General features: G+C 59.6%; 17 protein-coding genes. 6 read left to right on the top strand and 11 right to left on the bottom strand.

Annotated features, from left to right (window positions below):
- The first annotated feature begins 155 nt into the window (after nucleotides 1–155).
- The 5 genes from mnmC to NK667_RS03830 all read left to right on the top strand — a co-directional run bounded on the left by mnmC (nucleotide 156) and on the right by NK667_RS03830 (nucleotide 7,695).
- Complete coding sequence (mnmC, locus tag NK667_RS03850) at nucleotides 156–2,135, top strand: bifunctional tRNA (5-methylaminomethyl-2-thiouridine)(34)-methyltransferase MnmC2/FAD-dependent 5-carboxymethylaminomethyl-2-thiouridine(34) oxidoreductase MnmC1 (RefSeq protein WP_054613889.1); 1,980 nt, start codon at nucleotides 156–158, stop codon at nucleotides 2,133–2,135.
- Nucleotides 2,136–2,397: 262 nt separating this feature from the next.
- Nucleotides 2,398–4,170 carry an N-acetylglutaminylglutamine amidotransferase gene (locus NK667_RS03845; RefSeq protein ID WP_054051867.1) on the top strand — a complete coding sequence of 591 codons (1,773 nt, stop codon included), beginning with the start codon at nucleotides 2,398–2,400 and terminating at the stop codon, nucleotides 4,168–4,170.
- Nucleotides 4,171–4,173: 3 nt separating this feature from the next.
- On the top strand, nucleotides 4,174–5,922 hold the full coding sequence (gene ngg, locus NK667_RS03840) for an N-acetylglutaminylglutamine synthetase (RefSeq protein ID WP_054613888.1): 1,749 nt from the start codon (nucleotides 4,174–4,176) through the stop codon (nucleotides 5,920–5,922).
- A 165-nt stretch (nucleotides 5,923–6,087) separates the two neighbouring features.
- Complete coding sequence (locus NK667_RS03835) at nucleotides 6,088–7,278, top strand: osmoprotectant NAGGN system M42 family peptidase (protein ID WP_054051863.1); 1,191 nt, start codon at nucleotides 6,088–6,090, stop codon at nucleotides 7,276–7,278.
- A gap of 189 nt (nucleotides 7,279–7,467) precedes the next feature.
- A complete protein-coding gene (locus NK667_RS03830; protein WP_010461751.1) occupies nucleotides 7,468–7,695 on the top strand; it encodes a YheU family protein in 228 nt (75 codons plus the stop codon).
- Between the two features lie 5 nt (nucleotides 7,696–7,700).
- Here NK667_RS03830 and csrA read toward each other — a convergent pair whose 3' ends face one another.
- The 3 genes from csrA to NK667_RS03815 form a co-directional block, all read right to left on the bottom strand.
- Nucleotides 7,701–7,886, bottom strand: coding sequence for a carbon storage regulator CsrA (gene csrA / locus NK667_RS03825; RefSeq protein WP_054613887.1), 186 nt, complete (start codon nucleotides 7,884–7,886; stop codon nucleotides 7,701–7,703).
- A gap of 153 nt (nucleotides 7,887–8,039) precedes the next feature.
- Nucleotides 8,040–8,372, bottom strand: a complete 333-nt coding sequence (locus NK667_RS03820) for a YnfA family protein (RefSeq protein ID WP_054613886.1) — start codon at nucleotides 8,370–8,372, stop codon at nucleotides 8,040–8,042.
- Between the two features lie 64 nt (nucleotides 8,373–8,436).
- Entirely contained in the window at nucleotides 8,437–9,252 is an 816-nt protein-coding gene (locus tag NK667_RS03815) for an SDR family oxidoreductase (protein ID WP_054051857.1), read from the bottom strand.
- 398 nt (nucleotides 9,253–9,650) lie between these two features.
- On the opposite strand from NK667_RS03815, the gene NK667_RS03810 reads away from it, so the two are divergent.
- Nucleotides 9,651–9,809, top strand: coding sequence for a DUF3309 family protein (locus tag NK667_RS03810; RefSeq protein ID WP_177331420.1), 159 nt, complete (start codon nucleotides 9,651–9,653; stop codon nucleotides 9,807–9,809).
- A 62-nt stretch (nucleotides 9,810–9,871) separates the two neighbouring features.
- On the opposite strand, the gene NK667_RS03805 is transcribed toward NK667_RS03810, so the two are convergent.
- From NK667_RS03805 to NK667_RS03770, 8 genes are all read right to left on the bottom strand, one after another.
- Entirely contained in the window at nucleotides 9,872–11,965 is a 2,094-nt protein-coding gene (locus NK667_RS03805; RefSeq protein ID WP_054613885.1) for an LTA synthase family protein, read from the bottom strand.
- Nucleotides 11,966–12,373: 408 nt separating this feature from the next.
- On the bottom strand, nucleotides 12,374–12,979 hold the full coding sequence (locus tag NK667_RS03800) for an START domain-containing protein (RefSeq protein WP_054051852.1): 606 nt from the start codon (nucleotides 12,977–12,979) through the stop codon (nucleotides 12,374–12,376).
- Nucleotides 12,980–13,021: 42 nt separating this feature from the next.
- Nucleotides 13,022–13,276 carry a YkgJ family cysteine cluster protein gene (locus tag NK667_RS03795; protein ID WP_054051850.1) on the bottom strand — a complete coding sequence of 85 codons (255 nt, stop codon included), beginning with the start codon at nucleotides 13,274–13,276 and terminating at the stop codon, nucleotides 13,022–13,024.
- A 166-nt stretch (nucleotides 13,277–13,442) separates the two neighbouring features.
- Complete coding sequence (locus NK667_RS03790) at nucleotides 13,443–13,922, bottom strand: hypothetical protein (protein ID WP_054613884.1); 480 nt, start codon at nucleotides 13,920–13,922, stop codon at nucleotides 13,443–13,445.
- A gap of 89 nt (nucleotides 13,923–14,011) precedes the next feature.
- Nucleotides 14,012–15,451, bottom strand: a complete 1,440-nt coding sequence (locus NK667_RS03785) for an aminotransferase-like domain-containing protein (protein ID WP_054051847.1) — start codon at nucleotides 15,449–15,451, stop codon at nucleotides 14,012–14,014.
- A 343-nt stretch (nucleotides 15,452–15,794) separates the two neighbouring features.
- Nucleotides 15,795–16,607: an OmpA family protein gene (locus tag NK667_RS03780; protein WP_054051845.1), complete on the bottom strand. Its 813-nt coding sequence runs from the start codon at nucleotides 16,605–16,607 to the stop codon at nucleotides 15,795–15,797.
- Nucleotides 16,604–16,960 (bottom strand): DUF4398 domain-containing protein, encoded by a 357-nt coding sequence (locus tag NK667_RS03775; RefSeq protein ID WP_054051843.1) that lies wholly within the window; start codon nucleotides 16,958–16,960, stop codon nucleotides 16,604–16,606. Before NK667_RS03775 ends, NK667_RS03780 begins: the two co-directional genes overlap by 4 nt.
- 9 nt (nucleotides 16,961–16,969) lie before the next feature.
- Nucleotides 16,970–17,797 carry a substrate-binding periplasmic protein gene (locus tag NK667_RS03770; RefSeq protein ID WP_054051841.1) on the bottom strand — a complete coding sequence of 276 codons (828 nt, stop codon included), beginning with the start codon at nucleotides 17,795–17,797 and terminating at the stop codon, nucleotides 16,970–16,972.
- Nucleotides 17,798–17,956 lie beyond the last annotated feature (159 nt).

Here is a 17,956-nt window from a genome sequence, read left to right as displayed (position 1 = left end):
TCGTTGCACTCGACAGCTCCTACAGGGATACGCATTCCATGGAGCTGCTGCGATCTTTTGATCTTCACCGCCTTACTTGTCTAAGGACTTGCCACGGATCAAGCACACAAGCCCCGATCAGATAGAATGCCCGCCTAGCCGTTACCGAGCCTGCCATGAACCCCGAATTGCCCAACGCCCAGCTCGACTGGGACGACCAGGGACGCCCGTACTCGCGGGTGTTCGATGATGTGTATTTTTCAGACCTGTCCGGTCTGGATGAAACCCGTTACGTGTTCATCGAACAAAACCGCCTGAAGGAACGCTTTGCCGCGTTGCCCGCTGACGGTCGACTGGTGATTGGCGAGACCGGTTTCGGCACCGGGTTGAATTTTCTCTGCGCCTGGCAACTGTTCGAGGAGCAGGCCGTGGCCGGTGCGCGATTGCATTTTGTCAGCGTGGAAAAATACCCGCTGACCGCCCCGGATCTGAAACGGGCGCTGGCACTGTGGCCAGAACTCAAGCCCTTTGCCGACCAGTTATTGGCCCAGTACGTGGCGATCCATCAGGGCTTCCAACGGCTGGTGCTGGATAACGGCCGGGTGACCCTGACGTTGCTGATCGGCGATGCGCTGGAACAGTTGCCGCAACTGGACGCACAGGTGGATGCGTGGTTTCTCGACGGTTTTGCCCCGGCGAAAAACCCCGACATGTGGACCGCCGAGCTGTTCGCCGAACTGGCGCGGCTGGCCGCTCCTGATTCAACCATCAGCACGTTTACCAGCACTGGTTGGGTCCGTCGGTTGCTCAACGCCGCGGGCTTCAAGATGAAGCGCACGCCGGGCATCGGCCATAAATGGGAAATCCTGCGGGGCGTCTTTCTTGGCTGGCCTGCTGAAGTCGCCGCACCTGTCGCCGCCAAACCTTGGTTCGCTCGCCCGCCCGTGCATAAAGGCGAACGCCGTGCCTTGGTGATCGGCGCCGGTCTGGCCGGCTGTGCCAGTGCGGCCAGCCTCGCGGCCCGGGGTTGGCAGGTCAGTTTGCTGGAACGACATACCGACATCGCCCAGGAAGCCTCGGGCAATCCGCAAGGCGTGCTGTACCTCAAGCTGTCGGCCCATGGCACCGCGTTATCGCAATTGATTGTCAGCGGTTTTGGCCACACCCGGCGCGTGCTTGAACATTTGCATCGCGGCGTCGATTGGGACGGCTGCGGCGTGCTGCAACTGGCGTTCAATGCCAAGGAAGCCGAGCGTCAGGCGCAATTGGCGGCGGCGTTCCCGGCCGACTTGCTGCATGTGCTGGATCAGCCACAAGCCGAGGCGCAGGCCGGCATTGCGCTGGCCCATGGCGGTTTGTTCTATCCCGACGGTGGCTGGGTGCATCCGCCGGCGTTGTGTCAGTGGCAGGCAACCCAACCCAATGTTCAATTGCTGACTCATCGTAACGTGCTGGAACTGCGCAAGGTCGATGACCAGTGGCAAGCCTGGGACGGCGAAACCCTGCTCGCCAGCGCACCGGTGGTCGTGCTGGCCGGCGCCGCCGAGATCAAACGTTTTGCGCAAAGTGCCGACCTGCCGCTCAAGCGCATTCGCGGGCAAATCACCCGACTGGCGCAAACCAGCGAGAGCCAGAGCCTGGCCACGGTGGTATGCGCCGAAGGTTATGTGGCACCGTCGCGACTGGGCGAACACACCCTAGGCGCCAGTTTCGATTTCAACAGCGATGACCTGACACCCACCACCGCCGAACACCTGGGCAACCTGCAACTGCTGGAAGAGATTTCCAGCGATCTGGTCACCCGCCTGCACGCCGATCAACTGGACGCCGAACAGCTGCAAGGTCGCGCCGCGTTCCGTTGCACCAGCCCCGACTACCTGCCCATCGTCGGTCCGCTCGCCGACGGCCAAGCGTTCAATCAGGCCTATGCCGCCCTGAGCAAGGACGCCCGGCAAGTGCCGGACATTCCATGCCCCTGGCTTGATGGCTTGTACGTCAACAGCGGTCACGGCTCACGGGGCTTGATCACCGCGCCGCTGTCCGGCGAGTTGCTGGCTGCGTGGCTGGACAACGAACCGTTGCCCTTGCCGCGCAGCGTCGCCGAGGCCTGTCATCCGAACCGTTTTGCCTTGCGCCGGTTGATCCGCGGCAGTTGATTCGCACAGACAAAGTTGCCTATGTAGGTGAGTCATACCCTGCGATCTTTTGATCTTGTTTTTAGGATCAAGATCAAAAGATCGCAGCCTTCGGCAGCTCCTACGGGGACAGGGTCTAGCTTTGTCCGCAACAGCCCCGCCCTGTTACTTATAACCGATCGATCTAAAACTCCCGCCAACCCGCCGGGTCAGTTTCAGAGTACCCGCCGTGTCGGCGCGGTATCGACTGACCCTCCCCAACGGAAAAACCGGTAAGGACTTTATGTGCGGATTAGCTGGCGAGTTACGCTTTGATCAACAACCTGCGGACCTCGCGGCCGTTGAACGAATCACCCATCACCTGGCCCCTCGCGGCCCGGATGCTTGGGGTTTTCACAGCCAAGGGCCGATTGCCCTGGGCCATCGTCGCCTGAAAATCATGGACCTGTCGGACGGCTCGGCGCAGCCGATGATCGACAACCAACTGGGCCTGTCCCTGGCCTTCAATGGCGCGATCTACAACTTCCCGGAACTGCGCACCGAGCTCGAAAGCCTCGGTTATGCCTTCTATTCCGGCGGCGACACCGAAGTGCTGCTCAAGGGCTATCACGCCTGGGGCGAAGCACTGTTGCCCAAGCTCAACGGCATGTTCGCCTTCGCCATTTGGGAACGTGACGCCAAACGCCTGTTCATCGCCCGTGACCGTCTCGGCGTGAAGCCGTTGTACCTGTCGCGCACCGGCCAGCGCTTGCGCTTCGCCTCGGCCTTGCCGGCGTTGCTCAAGGGTGGCGATATCAGCCCGATGCTCGACCCCGTTGCACTCAATCACTATCTGAATTTCCACGCGGTGGTCCCGGCTCCGCGCACCTTGATCGCGGGCATCGAAAAACTGCCGCCGGCGACCTGGATGCGCATCGAAGCCGATGGCACCACCGAGCAGAAAACCTGGTGGACCCTGCCCTACGGTCCCCACGCCGATGAGATGAACCTGACCCTGGAAGACTGGCGTGACCGTGTGCTCGACAGCACCCGCGACGCGGTAGCGATCCGTCAGCGCGCGGCGGTGGATGTCGGCGTGTTGCTGTCCGGTGGTGTCGATTCGAGCATGCTGGTCGGTCTGTTGCGTGAAGTCGGCGTGGAGAACCTGTCGACCTTTTCCATCGGCTTCCAGGATGCCGGCGGCGAGCGTGGCGACGAATTCCAGTATTCGGACCTGATCGCCAAGCATTACGGCACTCAGCATCACCAGTTGCGCATTCAGGAAAGCGAGATCATCGAGCAGTTGCCTGCGGCGTTCCGCGCCATGAGCGAGCCGATGGTCAGCCATGACTGCATTGCCTTCTATCTGCTGTCCCGCGAAGTGGCCAAGCACTGCAAAGTGGTGCAGAGCGGCCAGGGCGCGGACGAGTTGTTCGCCGGTTATCACTGGTACCCGCAAGTGGACGGCGCAGCCGATCCGTATGCGGCGTATCGCGAGGCGTTTTTCGATCGCAGCTACGAAGACTACGCCGCCACCGTGCAGCCGAAATGGCTGACAGCGAATGACGCTGCTGGCGACTTCGTGAAGGAACATTTCGCACAACCCGGCGCTGATGCGGCGGTAGATAAAGCCTTGCGTCTGGACAGCACGATCATGCTGGTGGACGACCCGGTCAAACGCGTCGACAACATGACCATGGCCTGGGGCCTGGAAGCGCGTACGCCGTTCCTCGACTATCGCCTGGTGGAATTGTCGGCCCGGGTGCCGGGCAAATTCAAACTGCCAGACGGTGGCAAGCAAGTGCTGAAAGAAGCGGCGCGACTGGTCATTCCAAGCGAAGTGATCGACCGTAAAAAGGGCTACTTCCCGGTGCCCGGCCTCAAGCATTTGCAGGGCGATACGCTGAACTGGGTGCGCGAACTGCTGCTCGATCCAAGCCAGGATCGCGGCCTGTTCAACCCGGCCATGCTTGATCGCTTGCTGACCGACCCGCAAGGCCAGTTGACCCCGTTGCGCGGCTCCAAGCTGTGGCAATTGGCGGCGCTGAACCTGTGGCTCAGTGAACAAGGACTCTGATCGATGAAACCCCACGCTACGGCTTACAGCCAACGCTTGCTGCGCGGTCAGTCCCCCACTTACGAACGCTTGCAGGCGCGCCTAGCCGAGGACGGCAGTGAACTCGGGGCGGCGCCGATTGCGGTGCACTGCGGGTGGGGCCGGTTGCTGATCGGGCATACCTTTCCTGATCCGGCGAGCATCGCCCAGGAGTTGCTCAACGAACATCCCGGCGAGCGCGATATCGCCCTGTATGTGGCGGCGCCCCAGCAAGTGTTGGGGCTGGAGCCGGCTCAGTTGTTTCTGGATCCGTCCGACACCTTGCGTCTGTGGTTCAGCGATTATCGCCAGTCGACCCGGGTGTTCCGTGGTTTCCGTATTCGCCGGGCGCAGAGCGAGGCGGACTGGCAGGCGATCAATCTGCTGTATCAGGCTCGCGGAATGTTGCCGATCGATCCGTCGTTGCTGACCCCGCGTCACATGGGTGGCCCGGTGTATTGGCTGGCAGAGGACGAGGACAGCGGCGCGATTATCGGCAGCGTCATGGGCCTCAATCATCACAAGGCCTACAACGATCCGGAAAACGGCAGCAGCCTTTGGTGCCTGGCAGTTGACCCGCATTGTTCACGGCCGGGTGTCGGCGAAGTGCTGGTGCGGCATCTGATCGAGCACTTCATGAGCCGTGGGCTAAGTTACCTGGATCTGTCGGTGTTGCACGACAACCGCCAGGCGAAAAGTCTCTACGCCAAGCTCGGTTTTCGTAACTTGTCGACGTTCGCCATCAAGCGCAAGAACGGCATCAATCAGCCGTTGTTCCTGGGGCCTGGACCGGAAGCCGAGTTCAATCCGTATGCGCGGATCATCGTCGAGGAAGCTCACCGTCGCGGCATTGATGTTCAAGTCGATGACGCCGACGCCGGGATGTTTACACTTAGCCACGGCGGACGCCGGGTGCGTTGCCGTGAATCGTTGAGCGACCTGACCAGCGCCATCAGCATGAGCCTGTGCCAGGACAAGAGCCTGACGCATAAGGTGTTGAAAGCCGCTGGCCTGAACCTGCCCTCCCAGCAATTGGCCGGCAACGGTGACGACAACCTGGCGTTTCTCGACGAGCACGAACGGGTGGTGGTCAAGCCACTCGACGGCGAACAGGGCCAAGGCGTAGCGGTGGATTTGCAGACCATTGAAGAGGTTCAGCAAGCCATCGAAGCGGCGCGCCAGTTCGACTCCCGCGTGTTGCTGGAAAGCTTCCACGAAGGGCTGGACCTGCGGATTGTGGTGATCGGTTTTGAAGTGGTCGCTGCCGCGATTCGTCGGCCAGCGGAAGTTGTCGGTGATGGTCAGCACTCCATCGGTGCGCTGATCGAAGCCCAGAGCCGGCGCCGTCAAGCGGCCACCAGCGGCGAAAGCAAGATCCCGCTGGACCACGAAACCGAGCGCACCTTGCAGGCGGCGGGTTACGACTACGAGAGCATTCTGCCGGCCGGTGAGCATCTGTTCGTACGGCGTACGGCGAATCTTCATACCGGCGGCGTGCTTGAAGACGTCACCGCGATCCTGCACCCGACGCTGGTGGATGCCGCCGTACGCGCGGCGCGGGCGCTGGATATCCCGATGGTCGGCCTCGACCTGTTGGTACCGGCCGCCGATCAGCCGGAGTACGTGTTTATCGAAGCCAATGAACGCGCCGGCCTGGCGAATCATGAACCGCAGCCGACGGCGGAGCGGTTTGTGGATTTGTTGTTTCCGCATAGTCAGCCGGCGGTTTCTTAATCATGTAGTGCCTGGACTGGCGCCTTCGCGGGCAAGCCTCGCTCCTACAAAAGCGCCGCGATTCCGTGTGGGAGCGGGCTTGCTCGCGAAGGCGGCCTACCAGGCACCACAAAATCCTTTCCCCTCATCGAAACCATCGATGTTCGTTACTCATCAGGAGTTTCCATGACCAGCAAAATTCCAGAACCGGATCTCAACTACCTGCAAAAAGTCCTGCTGGAAATGCTCGCCATTCCCAGCCCGACCGGGTTCACCGACACCATCGTGCGTTACGTCGCCGAGCGGCTCGAAGAGCTGGGCATTCCCTTCGAAATGACCCGGCGCGGCACTATCCGCGCCACCCTCAAGGGCAAGAAAAACAGCCCGGACCGGGCGGTCTCCGCGCATTTGGACACCATCGGCGCGGCAGTGCGTGCGGTGAAGGACAACGGTCGTTTGACCCTGGCCCCGGTCGGCTGCTGGTCCAGCCGTTTTGCCGAAGGCAGCCGGGTCAGCCTGTTTACCGACAACGGCGTGATCCGTGGCAGCGTGTTGCCGTTGATGGCTTCCGGGCATGCGTTCAACACCGCCGTGGATGAAATGCCGATCAGCTGGGATCACGTCGAGTTGCGGCTTGACGCATACTGCGCGACCCGCGCCGATTGCGATTCCCTGGGGATCAGCGTCGGCGATTTCGTCGCCTTCGATCCGCTGCCGGAATTCACCGAAAGCGGCCACATCAGCGCCCGTCACCTCGACGACAAGGCCGGGGTTGCCGCGCTGTTGGCGGCGATGAAAGCGATCATCGACAGCGGTGAAGAGCTGATGATCGACTGTCATCCGCTGTTCACCATTACCGAGGAAACCGGCAGTGGCGCGGCGGCGGCGTTGCCGTGGGATGTCAGTGAATTCGTCGGCATCGACATTGCACCGGTCGCGCCGGGCCAGCACTCCAGCGAACACGCCGTGAGCGTGGCGATGCAGGATTCCGGCGGCCCTTACGACTATCACCTGTCGCGACATTTGCTGCGCCTGGCCAGTGACAACGATTTGCCGGTGCGTCGCGACCTGTTCCGCTATTACTTCAGCGACGCTCACTCGGCGGTGACCGCCGGGCATGACATTCGTACCGCGCTGCTGGCGTTTGGTTGCGATGCGACGCATGGCTACGAACGTACGCACATTGATAGCCTGGCGGCGTTGAGTCGTTTGCTCGGCGCGTACATTCTGAGTCCGCCGGTGTTTGCCAGCGATGCGCAACCGGCCAAGGGTTCGCTGGACCGGTTCAGTCATCAGATCGAACATGACACGCAGATGGAAAGCGATACGCGGGTGCCGTCGGTGGATAGCCTTGTTGGGCAGCGTAACGAGAGCTGATTTTCAGTTTGAAACGTTTGGTGTGTGATCCGACGCCTTCGCGAGCAAGCCCGCTCCCACATTTGGAATGCATTCCCCTAGCGGGAGCGGGCTTGCTCGCGAAAGCGGTAGATCGGGCAATGATGCGCCCAGCTAGCCGCAAAACCTCATTCGCCGTAGCATCGCGCCATTGTTTTAGCCGAGGTGCCTATGCTGATCCCTTACGACCAACTTGAAGTCGACACCCTCACCCGCCTGATCGAAGACTTCGTGACCCGCGACGGCACGGACAATGGCGATGACACGCCGCTGGAAACCCGCGTACTGCGGGTTCGCCAGGCACTGACCAAGGGCCAGGCGCTGATCGTTTTCGACCCCGACAGCGAACAATGCCAGTTGATGCTCAAGCACGATGTGCCCAAGCACCTGTTCGACTGAATCGCTCAGCGTTCTTTGTGTTTGGACTGTTTGACCTGGATGCGTTGGTAGACTTCGGCTCGGTGCACATTGACGTCTTGCGGGGCTTCGACGCCGAAGCGCACGCTGCCGCCGTTGACCGCCAGAATGCGCACGGAAATGTTGTCACCGATGGAAATCAATTCGCCTACGACACGACTGAGTACAAGCATGGCCTTCATCCTTCAAGGGTTACCGGTCCCTGAAGATGCCCGGCACACGCGGGAGCTTCAATGCAATACAGGCAAATCAGTAATGCCCTACAACCCAAGACATTTTGCCTGACAGACATGTCCTGCAAACCGAGCCCATGAAGGACCGATCCTTCAGGATGCGCTGAAGCGCGGGCCGAAAAGGATGACAGACGCGCCGATCACGCACAGCGCCACGCCGACCCAGTCCGAGCCCAGCGGACGCACCCGCTCGACCACCGCCAGCCAGCCAATCGACGCAATGATGTAGATGCCACCGTAGGCGGCATAGGCGCGGCCGGCGTAGGTAGCTTCGATCCGCGTCAGCAACAGCGCAAACAAGGTCAGGCTCAGCAGCGCCGGTATGACCCACCAGGCACTTTTGCCTTGGCGCAGCCACATCCAGAACGCGAAACAGCCAGCGATTTCGAACAGCGCGGCAAGAAAAAACCACAGGTAATTGAGCATGCAGACGTCTCGTTAGGATGGCCGAATGCGGCCACCCTAACGACGCTGTTGCTGGCGGGCAAGATCAGTTGGCGGATTGTTTGGCCTTGGCGCGCATTTTGTCGGCCATGACGGTCATTTCGTTGTAGAGCAGTTGCGGGTTTTTCTGTTTCAGCGCCCAGGCCATGCGGCCCTGCTCGTGGGGCAGGATCATGAATTCACCGGCGGCCACTTGCGTATAGATGTAGTCGGCAATGTCAGTGGCAGTAATCGGTGAGCTTTCCAGCAACTTGCCGACCTGGGCTTTCATCGCCGGGGTCGGACCACGGAAGGAATCCAGCAGGTTGGTCTGGAAGAACGACGGGCACACCACGTGCACACCGACTTCCTGCTGCGCCAGTTCGATCAGCAGGCTTTCGGACAACGCCACCACACCGGCCTTGGCCACGTTGTAGTTGCTCATGGCCGGACCTTGCATCAGTGCAGCCATCGAGGCGATGTTGATGATCTTGCCTTTGCTTTTTTCCAGCAGCGGCAGGAAGGCTTTGCAGCCCTTGACCACGCCCATCAGGTTGATTGCGATCTGCCAGTCCCAGTCTTCCAGGGACAGTTCGCTGAAGAACCCGCCCGAAGCCACGCCGGCATTGTTGACGATGACATCGATGCCGCCGAGTTTCTCTTCGCACGCCTGGGCGAACGCGGTCAGTTGGCTGTAGTCGCGCACGTCGCAGCGCTGGATAAAACCGTCACCGCCGGCTTCGCGCACCAGTTTCAGGGTTTCCTGCAAGCCCGGCTCGCTGACATCCGACAAGGCCAGTTGCCAGCCTTCGCGGGCCCAGCGCAGCGCGATTTCGCGACCCAGGCCCGAGCCTGCGCCAGTGATCATCATGCGATTTTGCATAGCAAACAGCCTTGTTGTTCTGGGGAAGATGCGCCGAGTGTAGCGAAGGAAATTGCCCGACCCACGCTCCATCAGATTGCTGAATGGTCCGGGCAAACCGTGGGAGTGACTGGCCTGGTTTGTTTGTAGACCGTGTTGCCGCCTTCGCGAGCAAGCCCGCTCCCACAGTTGATCGCATTCCCTTGTGGGAGCGGGCTTGCTCGCGAAGAACGATAACGCGGTCTAACTTGTGAACTTGACCTAAGAGAAAAAGAAATAAGCCTGGTTTCTAAAAAACATTAAAAAACTTTGAATTTTCTTTCAGGTGCGTGAGTCGGATTTTGTAAGCAGTTCGGATTAATTACATCCCGGCTGATGGTTAAAACATTCGGTCAATCCGGAACACTTCCAACAAGGAAATCGTCATGGGCACAATTCTTATCGTTATTCTGATCCTCTTGCTGATTGGCGGTCTGCCGGTCTTCCCGCACTCCAGAAGTTGGGGTTATGGCCCGTCGGGTATCCTCGGTGTGGTGTTGGTTGTGCTGTTGATTCTGCTCTTGCTCGGCAAGATATAAAGATTTAACCGACCAAAAAAAGAGGCCCTTGAAAAAGGGCCTCTTTTTTATTGCGTCAAACCTTAGTCCGGCTTGCCGTTGACCACGCCAGCGGTGTTATCCAGCAGGCTCTTGGTCGCGGTTTGCAGGAACGACTCAAGCTTCTGCTTGAGCGCCGCTTCGTCAGCCGACTCGGGAATCACCACACCTTTCGGATTGGCGCCCAGTTCGTACTGATACAGCTTTGGCGGCATTTCTTTCGGCAAGACCAGCACGCGGTCAGCCGTCAGCAGTGCCACGGTCTGATCGCTGCCAGAAGGCTTGATCACGCCAAAACCCTTGTCGCCTTCCGGCAGGTTCAGCAAGTCGCGGCCCCAGCATTGATGAATCACGTCGCCACCAACACGGCCCATGATGGTCGGCACGATGTCGATCTGAGTGCCCACGGTGTGGTCACGCTCACCGAACTTTTGCTGGATGCCCGGTGCGATCATCAGCATCGGCACGTTGAAGCGGCCCAGGTCCATTTCGGTGATTTGCTGCTCGTCGCCGAAGCCATGGTCGCCCACGATCACGAACAGGGTTTCATTGAAGTAAGGCTCTTTGCGCGCCTTCTCGAAGAACTGACCCAGCGCCCAGTCGGAGTAGCGCATGGCGGTCAAGTGTTCATTGAGGCTGCCACGGTCAGTCACAGGCGGGACAGGCAATGGCGTCGGCAACGCGTATGGCGTGTGGTTGGACAGGGTTTGCAGCAAGGCATAGAACGGTTTTTTGTCCTTGCCATCGCGAGCCTTCAGTTCTTCCAGGCCACGGTTGAACATGTCCTGGTCGGACACGCCCCACGTCGGGTCGGAGAACACCGGGTTCACGAAATCGTTGCGCCCGATGAAGTTGGTCATGCCCTGGTTACTGAAGAAGCCCGACTGGTTGTCCCAGGCGAAATCGCCGTTGTAGACGTACACGTCGTCATAGTCACGGGCGCTGAGCAACTGCGGCAAGCCGGACAACTTGTGGCTGCCTTCCGGGGTCTGCATCAGGTATTCGAAACCCGGCAGGTTCGGGAAGCAGGCCATGGTGGCGAACATACCCTGGTGGGTGTGGGTGCCGTTGGAGAAGAAACGATCGAACAACAGGCCTTCTTTCGACAACTTGTCGAAGGCTGGCGTGATGTTGCCCGGACGACCCAGAGCGCCCACCGAGTGACCGGCGAAGCTTTCCATCAGGATCACGACCACGTTCTTGATCGGCAGGGTCTTGTTGGCATCCGGCGTGTAGTTACGGCGTACCGCAGCGATGTCAGCGTCGACCAGTTTGTCGCTCGGGGTCAGCAGCATGTCGCGCACGGTTTGCTGGGCCAGAGGCTGATCCAGCGTGGCTTTCCAGATATTGTCACGTTCTTCGGACATCCGCGCCTTGGCCGCCGCGATCAGCGACAGTGTGCCGTTGAGGCCCAATTGGTTGGCGAAGTTGGAGTCGGTGGTGTAGACGTCACCCCAACGCAGCGGCGGGCCTTGGCGCAGGGTGCCACGAGCGGCGACTACGCAGATCAGCAGGCAAACCACGAACACACCGATGCGCGCATACCACGGGGCGATCTGGCGCGTGCCGATGCTGCCGCCGCTGAACGGACCACGCGGACGGGTGGCGCGGTCGGCGCCCTTGAACGCCAGGGTCAGGATCAACGTGCCCACGGCCCAGGCCAGCAGGTAGCGAACGACCGGGAAACCGTACCAGAGCATGCTCATCACGGTTTTCGGGTCTTCTTTCACATACTGGAAGACCAGGCCGTTGAGGCGCTGGTGGAACTCACGGTAGAAGTCCATCTCCATCAGGCCGAGGAACAGCGCGATGCTCGAAGCGATGGTCAGCCAGAAACGGAAGAACCCGCGAGCTGCCATGGCCCGGGCGCTGAACAATGCCAGCAGCAACGGAATGATGAGGTAAACCACCAGGCGCAGGTCGAAACGCAGGCCGTTGGCGAACGCTTCGAGGAAGGTCGAAGCCGGTGTATCGAGGATCATCGAGCGGTTGTAGACCAGCAGCGCGACGCGCAGCAGGCTGAACATGACCATCATGACCAGGGCACACAGTAACGTGTAGGCCAGATGCGATTTGACGGTCGGTTGCAGCAGGCGATTAGAAGCTCGCTGCTGATTCAGGGCGTCCGGGTTTGCCATGTCGTTTTAGGACCCATTGGAAGTTGAAGTTTCAAAAATACAGCTGCGCCCTGCCCTCTGTTGGCCAGTACTCGGCCCCGGGGCTTGCGCGGGTGCGCAAATGTTGCCCGATCACTCGCGGCATTGCTATTGATTACTGTGCGGATGTTGGCGCGGGCGAATTGTCTTGGAGGCTTTGTGAAAATTTCGTGCAACGTATATCTGGAAACACAATAAAACACTGAACCTGACAGGACTCTGAACCTGTGGGAGCGGGCTTGCTCGCGAATGCGGTTAATCATTCAACATTGATATCGACTGACACACCGCCTTCGCGAGCAAGCCCGCTCCCACAGGGGATTGTGTTTAAGCATTGCCCAAATAAAAACGCCCCGAACCAGTCGGGGCGTTTTCGAAAGCGCGGCGCAGTTACTTCTCGGCGCGTTCTTTCAGGGCTTTCAGGGTATTGAACGGGGCATCGACCACAAACTTGTTGGCGATCATCGACGGTACGCTGCCGCCTGGCTCGGTGTGCACTTGATAGGTCACTTCGACCTGATCACCCTTGGGTACGAACTTCCAGAAACCGTCAACCTTGGCGACCCGAATAAAGCCTTTTTCTTCAGGAATGTACTTCGGTACACCTTCGAGTTTGCGGGTAAGGCTGCCATCGGCGCCTTCGACGGTGGTGACGTGCAGCACCGAATCACGTGGGGTGACGGGCCACGGAGTATTGAATTGGGTGTAGGTCCAGCTGTCGGCGCCTTCGTGTTTGAGCAACTTCTGGGCTTTGCACTCGTGAATCCACGAGCAGGCTCCCGACACGTCTTCCTGCAGCGCGCGCAATTTGGCGATGGTGGTCTTCATCAGGGTCACGCCCTGATAGGCCTTGTAATCGGAACCGGCCACTTCACTCAGGGACACCTTGATGCCGTCTTCGTTTTTCGCGACTTTCCAGTCTTCAGCCTGGGCGGCCGAGGTGGCCAGCACAACCGTCAAACCACACAGCACAGCAATACGATGCAGCGAACCCATAGTGTTATTCCTTATTGTTGAGTTTCCGTTCGTTTGAACACATCACGCCGCCGTCATTCGCTCCCACCAGCCAATCAGCCTGATGGCTTCTTCACTGCTGTTGCCGCAAACCTCGGCATCGGCTTCGAAGGCCGAACAGACGGCCGGACGCTCTGCCTGGCCGAAAATGTTGCACAGGTTTTCGACAGAAAGTTGTACGCAACGTTCGCCAGCGGCTTTGCCCTGGGGCATGCCGGGAATCGGTGAACTGATGGAAGGGGCAATACAACAGGCGCCACAGCCTTCACGGCATTTCATGACGACGAGTTCCTCGCGACGGGTGATGTGTAAAAGGGACGTGGCACAGAGTAACCGCTAAAACGACTGTTTAAAATTACTTGAAGGGCAGTTTTTGCGCTCAGGCGAACGTGACCGACCAGTCTCCGACGAAGCGTCTGGTCCGCGGCTTGCCGAGGGCAATGATTTACCGCTTGAACTCGAATTCCAACGCCGCGCCTTCGACTTCACGGCGCTCTTCGTTACGCAATTGCAGCTGCATTTCGTTGCTCAGCAGGCGGCCGTTGAGCTGGAAGTCGCTGGTCTTGTCGCCGAACATTTGTGGGAACGCCCCGTCGTGCTTGGGTAAAGGCACGGTGCCGATAGGCTTGAGCTCTTCAACCATGTGCTGGGGCAGGCTCAAGTCGAGATTGGCCGGGGGCAATTGGGTGGTCTTGACCACTTCACTGGCCGACTTGGACTTGGACGCGATGGGCGCGCGCTTCTTGATCGGTGCGGCTTTCTTTTTGACTGGCACGGCTTTTTTGGCCACGACCGGTTTCTTCGGCGTTGCCTTGGTGCTGCTGGCGGCGGGTTTTTCCGTGGCAGCAGCCGCCATCACACCTTGCGGTATGGCAGTCAGCATCAGGCAGATCGACAGCCAAGCGGCAGAAAAAATCGATTTCATGGACCCAACGGGCGAAAGGCAGAGGGCCATATGCTCGCTTGTTGCACGCGACATGACAAGCACGGGCAGTCGATCATCTGCCCGCTTGATCAAAAACCGCTGGCAGTCTCCTGACAGAGTTGGGTCGCCAGCAAGCCGAGGGTCATCAATGCACGCTCAGCTTCGCGATTCCAAGGGGTGCCGCAGTTCAGCCGAATGCAGTGATTGAACTGCTCGGTGTTACTGAAAATCAGCCCCGGCGCGATGCTGATGCCCTGCTGCAAGGCCCGCACATGCAGCTCCTGGGTGTTGACCCGGCCCGGCAAGCTGACCCACAAAATGAAGCCGCCGGTAGGCCGGCTCATCTGCGTGCCTTCGGGGAAATATTGCTGCACCGCCAACTGGAAGGCGCTGAGGTTTTTGCGGTACTCCTGACGGATGTAGCGCAAATGCCGGTCGTAGCCACCGTTTTCCAGGTAAGCCGCGATGCCCATTTGCGTGACGCTGCAGGCCGAATGCGTACTGAACGTCTGCAAGCGTTGGATCTCCTGCTGGTATTTGCCGGCGATCATCCAGCCGATCCGCACGCCCGGCGACAGGGTTTTGGAGAAGCTCGAGCAATAGATCACCCGATCCAGCCGGTCGTAAGCCTTGAGTGCTTTGGTGCGGCCCTGCTCGAACATCAATTCGCCGTAGATATCGTCTTCGACAATCTGGATATCGAAATCCGAGGCCAGGCGCAGCAGTTGTTTTTGCCGCTCTTCGGGCATCGTGCCGCCCAGCGGATTACTCAGGCGGGTGGTCAGCACCAGCGCCTTGATCGACCATTGGTTAGCGGCCAGTTGCAAGGCTTCGAGGCTCATGCCGGTGGCGGGATCGCTGGGGATTTCGATGACTTTGAGGCCGAGCAAGTCGGCCAGTTGCAGCAGACCGTAATAGGTCGGCGATTCTGCAGCGATCAGGTCACCTGGCCGGGTCAAGACCCGCAGCGACATTTGCAAAGCATCGACACAACCGTGGGTGATCACCACTTCGGACGGATCAACCACCACCCCGGCGTCGCGCATGCGAATCGCGACCTGACGGCGCAACGGTTCGAAACCCGGGCTGAACATGTAGCTGAACGCCCGCGGGCTATGAAATCGAGTGACTTTGGCCAATTGCTGATGCAGCGCCCGCACCGGCAAATAATCGACGCTCGGCACCGCCGCGCCCAAGGGGAAAACGCCCTCGCGACGGGATTCGACCAAGACTTGCTGGATGATGCTGCTGCGCGTAACCAGACCGGGACGCTCGACCCGGGCAATGTCCGGCGTCGGCGCGGTCAGGGCCGGGGTCTGGTGCACGTAGTAACCGGACTGCGGCCGGGCGCGGATCAGGCCCTGGTCTTCGAGATTGGCGTACGCCTGCAACACGGTGGCATGGCTGACATTGAGCTGCGAGCTCATCTTGCGCACCGAAGGCACGCGCTCCCCCGGTTGATAGACACCGCGACGGATGTCTTCGGCCAGTTGTTGAGCAATACGTTGGTAGAGCAAGAGATTGGTCATGACGCAGCACTCGATTTCACGGGCATTTTATTCTTGTGTGAAACAATACCGGAACAGTTTAGAAGTGTACGGGGACAGTTGCCACAATAGTCGACCGTACAGTGCAGTGTCAGCAAAATCTGTACTGCTTTGCGAACCAATTAACAGGCGTAAAAAAACCCGGCGCTGACAGGCAGGCCGGGTTGTATGAACCGGATGAGTCGTATGAACCACGCAAACCGTAGGAGCTGACGAGTGAAACGAGGCTGCGATCTTTTCAGGTCCACTTGTGTTTCAAGCGAAAGATCAAAAGATCGCAGCCTCGTTTCACTCGACAGCTCCTACAGGAGCACTGGCGTCGGCCTTAGCGGGCGGCGCCGAGCTGGCCTTTTTCGTCGGAGAACACAATTTCCACCCGACGGTTCTGTGCGCGACCGCGCTCAGTCGCGTTCACGTCCACCGGGTATTCATCGCCATAGCCTTCGACCTGAATGCGTTTGTCGTCGATGCCCAGGTCCATCAGCACGTCAGCCACCGATTGCGCACGGTCGCGGGACAGCTTGAGGTTGTCCTGCTTGCCGCCGGTGCTGTCGGTGTAACCCTCGATCCGCACCACGCGCTTGGGGTTGAGCTGCAGGAACTGCACGATCTTCAGCACCACGCGGTTCGCCGAGTTCTTCAGCTCTGCTTCGCCGGTGTCGAACAGTACGTCGCCGAGGGTCATCACCAAACCACGATCCGTCTGGGTGGTGGCCAGCGCCACGATCTGTTCTTCGAGCCATTTGCCCTGCTGCTGCACGCTCAGCAACTTGGACTCGCGCAGGGCCAGTTGCAGGCGCTGGCGTTCCAGTTCGAGTTTCGCCGCCTGCTCCTCGTTGAGCACCTGATTGGTGTGCTCCCGGGCAATTTCACTGTAGCGCTGGCTCAAATAGGCGTAATGCACCACGTCCGAACCGCTGCCCCAATAGCTGGACAGGCGGTCGGCGCGGGCCAGGGACTCACCGGCGCGGATCACGTCTTTCGGCGCGATACGCAGCACGTTGGAATCTTCCTTGACCTTCTGGAAGTCGGCACCGGCCTGCTGCAATGCGGACTCACTGTGTTGGCCGGCGCAGCCATACAGGCTGGCGCAACCTGCGAGGATCAGACCGCCGAGTGCTTTGGACTTGAGGCTCATTTGGCATCTCCCAGTTGCTTGCGCAGGCGAGTGATGCGGGTATTGAGTACGTTCAACTGCTCCTGGCTTTTGAGGGTCAGGACCCGGGCTTCGGCCAGGCGCGCATCCAGTTCAGCCTGTTCGGCGCGCATGCGGGCATGTTTGTAGGACTGGTCGGTCATATCGCCCTGGGCGCGGGAGAACTTGTCTTCAGCCAGTTTCAGCTCCGGCACATCGTCAGCGGTGGCGCCAACGGCTTTGGCTTGTTCCAGTGCCTGCTCGGTCAGGCGAATTTGTTCATTCGGCGCCGGATCGGCTGCACAACCCGCCAGAGCCAGAACGGCCAGGGCAGCGAAAAGAGGTCGAATACTCACTAAAAATCCCTACTGTTTTGGGGTACTGACGGGTTGTTGCTGTTGCTGCGCTTTCCAACGCTCGATATTGCGTTGCAGCACAGCTTCCGTCAGTCCGGACGCGGGCAATTCTGTCATCTTTTTGGCCAGCTGTCCGCGCAACCACGGATCGTTGCAAGCGGAGTTATGGGAAACCGCGAGGAACAGGCCGGGTTTGTCGACAGGTTGCGGGAACGCCAGCAAGTCATTGGCCATGCCCAATGCCTGCGCGGCCGCCATGCCCGAATAGCGCCCGGCGAGTACATATTCCACCTCACCCAAGAGCAATTTCTGCAAGGCCTGGGTCAGGTTCGGCGTACGAGCCAGGGTCAATTGCTGCTCGGCGAAAGTGCCGAACTCCCGGGTCATTCGAGACTTTTCCGACACGGCGCCAGAGTGCCCATGCAAGTCTTTGGCTTCGCTGTAGGTCAGTGTCGAGCCTTTGCGGGTCCAGACCAGGTAGTCGTTTTCCAGCAGCGGTGGATGGATGTAATCCAGGGTTTCCAGTTCGTTGAGGGTCAACGGTGCGTCCGCCAGCATGTCCATGCGCCCGCTGCGCACTTCGTCCAGGGCCTGGGCACGTTTGCCGGCGTAGAGCATCTCGACTTTGATACCCAACTCCCCCGCCACTTGCTGCAACAAGTCGGCACTGGCGCCAATCAGGTGCTTGGGGTTTTGCGGGTCTTGCCACAGGTACGGCGGTGCATCCGGGCTGCCGGTAACCACCAGGCGCTCGCATTTGCCCGCAGCGTTTGCGAGCGCTGGCAACAATGTCAGGCCCAGCAAAAAAGACCAGCCATACAGGCGGCGCAGATCCATGGCAATACTCTCCACTTAAATCCAGTTAGATCGCTTGATTTGTGTAGGAGCTGTCGAGTGAAACGAGGCTGCGATCTTTTGACTTTGATTTTTTTAAAACAAGATCAAAAGATCGCAGCCTCGTTTCACTCGACAGCTCCTACCAGCTCCTACACAGCT

Source organism: Pseudomonas nunensis (assembly GCF_024296925.1).
Lineage (GTDB): Bacteria > Pseudomonadota > Gammaproteobacteria > Pseudomonadales > Pseudomonadaceae > Aquipseudomonas > Aquipseudomonas nunensis.
This window is presented reverse-complemented; position numbering and strand designations above follow the sequence as displayed.